This window comes from uncultured Campylobacter sp., from assembly GCF_938045405.1.
Taxonomy (GTDB): domain Bacteria; phylum Campylobacterota; class Campylobacteria; order Campylobacterales; family Campylobacteraceae; genus Campylobacter_B.
The window spans coordinates 1-4,384 of the sequence record NZ_CALIMW010000147.1 but is presented as its reverse complement, the minus strand read 5'-3'; the positions used below and the strand labels follow the sequence as shown (position 1 = coordinate 4,384).

The 4,384-nt window shown below is 45.1% G+C and carries 6 protein-coding genes; all 6 read right to left on the bottom strand.

Features of this window, described 5'->3' with window-relative positions; translation table 11 throughout:
- On the bottom strand, nt 1-707 hold a 707-nt coding region (locus Q0140_RS05890; protein ID WP_297962744.1), incomplete at its 3' end, for an alpha/beta fold hydrolase.
- Nucleotides 697-915 carry a type II toxin-antitoxin system Phd/YefM family antitoxin gene (locus Q0140_RS05885; protein ID WP_177389042.1) on the bottom strand — a complete coding sequence of 73 codons (219 nt, stop codon included), beginning with the start codon at nt 913-915 and terminating at the stop codon, nt 697-699. The genes Q0140_RS05885 and Q0140_RS05890, both read right to left, overlap by 11 nt.
- A gap of 60 nt (nt 916-975) precedes the next feature.
- Complete coding sequence (locus Q0140_RS05880; protein ID WP_297962742.1) at nt 976-2,007, bottom strand: D-alanine--D-alanine ligase; 1,032 nt, start codon at nt 2,005-2,007, stop codon at nt 976-978.
- A 23-nt stretch (nt 2,008-2,030) separates the two neighbouring features.
- Entirely contained in the window at nt 2,031-2,585 is a 555-nt protein-coding gene (gene ruvA, locus Q0140_RS05875) for a Holliday junction branch migration protein RuvA (protein WP_297962740.1), read from the bottom strand.
- Nucleotides 2,582-3,145 (bottom strand): hypothetical protein, encoded by a 564-nt coding sequence (locus Q0140_RS05870; protein WP_297962738.1) that lies wholly within the window; start codon nt 3,143-3,145, stop codon nt 2,582-2,584. Before Q0140_RS05870 ends, ruvA begins: the two co-directional genes overlap by 4 nt.
- Nucleotides 3,146-3,147: 2 nt before the next feature.
- The gene (locus Q0140_RS05865) at nt 3,148-4,077 is read right to left on the bottom strand and encodes an MlaD family protein (RefSeq protein WP_297962737.1); all 930 of its coding nucleotides are present in this window, start codon (nt 4,075-4,077) and stop codon (nt 3,148-3,150) included.
- Between the last annotated feature and the right edge of the window lie 307 nt (nt 4,078-4,384).

Genomic DNA, 4,384 nt, shown 5'->3' with positions numbered 1-4,384 from the left:
ATCTGCTCGCCGATAAAATCCGCGCTCTGCAAAAAGAAAAAGTGATCCCCCGCCAGCGGATAAAATTTGCTGTTTTTGACGAGCGAGTGGATCAGCTCGCCGCTTTTTAGGCTAGTGGTGCGATCGTCCTTGCCCCAAAAGATGAGCGCATTTTGTGGGCTTAGCGCGGAAAAAATATCGCGGAAGTCCTCATTTACGACGTTTTTTAGCGTCTCATACATCGTCTTGCTCATACCTGCGGCATCCTTGCTCGCAAACGCACGCCAAAGCCCCGCCAGTCCAAGTCTTTTTAAAATTTTAAAAATCGCGATCTTGGCCCGCACGGCAAAGGGCTTGGGCTCGATGATACCGGCGCTGCTTAGCAGTATGAGGTTTTGCGGGCGCAAAAGCGTTGCGATCTTGCCGCCGAAGCTGTGCCCCATGATCGCTGCAGGCTGCCTGCCAAAAGCCGCGATAAAGGCGCGCATAATCTCCGCGTAATCCTCGCTGCCAAGGGCGCGCGCGGGCTGCGAGCTGGCGCCAAATCCCGGCAGATCGACGCACACTAACGCGTAACGGCGGAATTTGTCCGCAAAAACTCTAGACATAAGCGCCTTGTTTGCGCCCCAGCCGTGCAGAATCAGGATGTATTGCTCACGCTGCAAGTTTGAAATTTCGTAGCTGATTTTGTAGTTTTCGCCGCCGCAGACGAGCTCCTTACTCGCCACCGCCGCTCCTTTTGGCGTAAACGGCCTTGAGTAGCTCGACTGCTTTTTCGAGCCGCTCAAACTCGCTCATGCTGATCATCACGGCTTCAAATTTGTTGTTTTTAACGATCAGGGCTTTTTTAATCTCTTGGTTTTTGATCTTGTTTAAAACGGTGCTAAAGTTGCGCACGATCTCGGTAGCGGTGTAAATTTCGTCTTGATTTATCATAACTCGACCTTTTAGAGTAAAATTTTACGCAAAATTTAGCGTAAAATTTTAAACGATTGGCTACTTATTAGCGGTGATTTTGGTGATTAGCTCGTAGCTTACAGGGATCTGCCTCATCGGCGGCAGCGACGAAGCAAGAGCTGCTAAGACCTCTGGGAAATCATCAAATAGATAGTTTGCGAGGCTGCCCGGATTTGGATTTATCTCGTTTAGATAAATTTCGCCCTCTTTTTCAAAAAAATCGCAGCGAATGAGCGCGCCATCGAATGATCCTGCGTTATAAAGCCGCGTAAAGGCGTCTTTCATCTTACCCTCTAGCAAAGCGCCAGGACGAGCGGGCTCGATCGCGCCACTACGCGAAAAATCCAAATATTTACGATCGAAATTTAAATAGCCCTCTTTTTTTGGCTCTTCGATGTTTGAAAATACGATTTTGCCGTCTATTTTAGCGCCTGCGAGATTAAATTCCTTTACGTTTTCCCAGTATGGCTCTACGATCGCGCTGTCGTCCAGCTCAAAAGCCTGATCCAGCGCGTAGCTAAACTCGCTTTCGTTCTTGGCTATCGAAATTCCGATGCTAGAGCCCAAATGAGCGGGCTTAACGATGATCGGAAAATTAAAATTAGGCAGGCTAGTACGATTTACGATCTCATACGGCAAGGTTTTTACATTTGCGATTGCGGCTAAGTGCTTGGTTAAAATTTTATTATAGCTTAGCACGCTAGCTTCTATGCGAGGTCCGATGTAAGGGATGCCAAAAAACTCAAATAGCGCTGCCATTTTGCCATCCTCGCCGTCGCAGCCATGGATTAGATTGATATATGTGCCGACTTCTAGCATGCTTTTGCTAAACATTCCGCTCTCAAAAAATCCGCCCGCACCGATGCTAAGCCCTTTTGCTTTAGCATAGCCGCCCTGCTTAAAATACGCCGCGCGCATATTTTTATCCTCAATGCGGTAAAATTTACGATTTTTATCGCAAAATACAAACTCCAAGTCCCAGCCTTTTAGGGCATTTTTGACGGCAATTGCCGAGATGATACTTACTTCGTGCTCGTAGCTTTGAGCTCCAAAAACTAAGCCAAATTTCATTGTTTTCCTTCAAATTTTATTTTCTACGCTAATTTTTTTAACGCCTCTTTGACAAGATCTGACGTATTCGTGCTGCTGCAGCCCGCTAAGATTTGATTGATCTTATCGCGCTTAAATCCAAGGCTTTGTAGCGCGGACGCCGCTTCGTTTTTATAAGTCTCGCTAGGACCGAATTCCATTAGCTTTGCATCGCCTAGTTCGGCAATGATCCGTCTAGCGGTCTTTGGGCCGATACCTGGAACTGAAGTTAGCGTCGCAGCATCCCCCGTAGCTACGCAACGCGCGAAATCCTGCGGAGCGAGCGTCGAACAAACCGCCATCGCCGTGCTTGCACCTACACCGCTAAGCTTGATTAGGGTTTCAAACATCCTTTTTTCACTCTCGTCTAAAAACCCATACAGCGAATCGGCATCCTCGCGCAGAATTTGTACGCACGCAAGCTCGGTCAGCTTGCCCTGCGTGAGCTTCGTGGAGGTGTTTAATGACAATGAAAGAGCGTAGCTCACGCCACTAGCGCATTTAATGACGCAAGCAGTGGGCTCCTTGCGCGTGATAATTCCTTCGATCGCCGCTATCATCTAAGAGCCTTTAAAATTTCGTTTATGCTCTCATTAAGCGCTAAATTTAGGGCATTATAAATGCTTTGCGAGCTAGGATCAGGCACGAAAACGCGCTTAGTGACGATGCCTGATTTTATGCTTTCTAAAGAATTTAAAATTTCATATCCCATCGTGACGGTTGCTTGATCGTTATTGATCTGAAGCGCTACGATACTGGTTTTTAGGCGCAAATCCCGCTCTTTTGGCACGAAGATCGGATTTAGCGAGCAGGTGGAAAATGCCGCATCTAGCAGCGCTTTATATACCATTTCGCTAGGCATCGTGATAAATTTGGCGTCGCTTGCGAACCGCGTTCGGTTTCTAAAATCCACTATTAAAATATCCCGCCTATCGACGAGATCTGTCGCCGTAATGGTGTCGATAAAGATATTTTTACGTGCACCGCTAGGATTTACGCAGCGCTTTTGATCATAACGCAGCTCGTAGTAGGTGTATGGCTTAGCCTGCTTAGCTAAGCAGCCGCCTAAAAATATCGCCGCCAGCGTCGTAGCAAGCGTAAACTTTATAAAATTTTTCATCTTTATTCCTTTTTATCGTCGCGATCCGCGCCTTTAGAAGTGTCTTTAAAAAAGAAATCGTAAGGATTGTCCTCTAGCCTAAACATCGCACCTTGGAATTCTCTAAGTGATTTTTTGAGCTCGCCAAGAGTGTTTTTTGCCTCCTCAAGTGTAGGATCCAAGATTGCTTTTAGATTGTACTCGCCGCGATCGATACGCTTAGTGATGATGCCTGCGGTTTTATCCAGTGAATTTGATAGATTGGCAGCACTCACGGCAAAGGCGTTTAGATTATCTAGCAGGGCGTCTAGCTCCTTCTCGCGCTCGTTTAAATTCGCTATGAGAGTATTTACGTTAGCAAGCAGTGCGTCTAAGCTTTGGAATTTTTTCTCATCACTTAACTCGGCGCTAAATTTATCCATCGAAGATAGAATTCTATCCACTTTATCGGTATTTTGCTTAGACAACAGCCCATTAATTTTAAAGACCATCTCACTCACGCTATCGGTGATGACTTCAGCTTTAGAGCCGATTTTATCAAGAAGCGTTTTATCCAGCGCAATTATCGGCTTTTTATCATTCGGCGGAAAAAGCTTGCCGCTTCCTTTCGTGATATTTATAAACGCGATTCCGCTGATGCCTTGAGATTCTACCTTGGCGACGCTATCTTGTGAGATCGGTAGCTTGCTTTTTACTGAAATTTCAATCTCGATGATCGCATTTTCGATATCGGCAAAGTCGATACTTTTGATGATGCCCGCATTTACGCCGATAAATTTAACTTCTGAATTCTCCTTAATGCCTACGGGAAGCTCTTTTGTGTGGATATAGTAGGAGCGGTAGCTCTCGCTGCGATCAGTCTTTGTAAGCATCCACCACATAAACGCCGTAAGAGCCGCGACGCAGATCATAACAAATGCGCCTACTATAGTATATGAAGTTCTATTTTCCAATCTTTTCTCCTAATTTCAGATCGTAAAATTTAAGCCCTGCGATATGCCTTAAAATAGCCATTTGGGCTTAAATTTTAAAACTTAGCACTTTCTCAAATAGTCGCAAAATTCGCAGAATCATCTGAGTTTAAATTTTAAAGCTTAGCGTGCATTTTGAAATTTCAAAATATCGTCGCGCCGTATTTTAGCGTAAAATTTTACCGCCCCGGTTTAAATTTAACGCCATTTGCTTGTTAAAATTTTAAAATTTAAATGCGCTATCCAATAAATGCGCCCTTAAATACGACCCGCCTAAATTTTAAAATTT

Excerpts from the sequence above, each read along its gene's own strand:
- ruvA (WP_297962740.1), bottom strand. The coding sequence starts at position 2,585 with ATGATAGCGGCGATCGAAGGAATTATCACGCGCAAGGAGCCCACTGCT.
- Q0140_RS05870 (WP_297962738.1), bottom strand. The coding sequence starts at position 3,145 with ATGAAAAATTTTATAAAGTTTACGCTTGCTACGACGCTGGCGGCGATA.
- Q0140_RS05880 (WP_297962742.1), bottom strand. The coding sequence starts at position 2,007 with ATGAAATTTGGCTTAGTTTTTGGAGCTCAAAGCTACGAGCACGAAGTA.
- Q0140_RS05885 (WP_177389042.1), bottom strand. The coding sequence starts at position 915 with ATGATAAATCAAGACGAAATTTACACCGCTACCGAGATCGTGCGCAAC.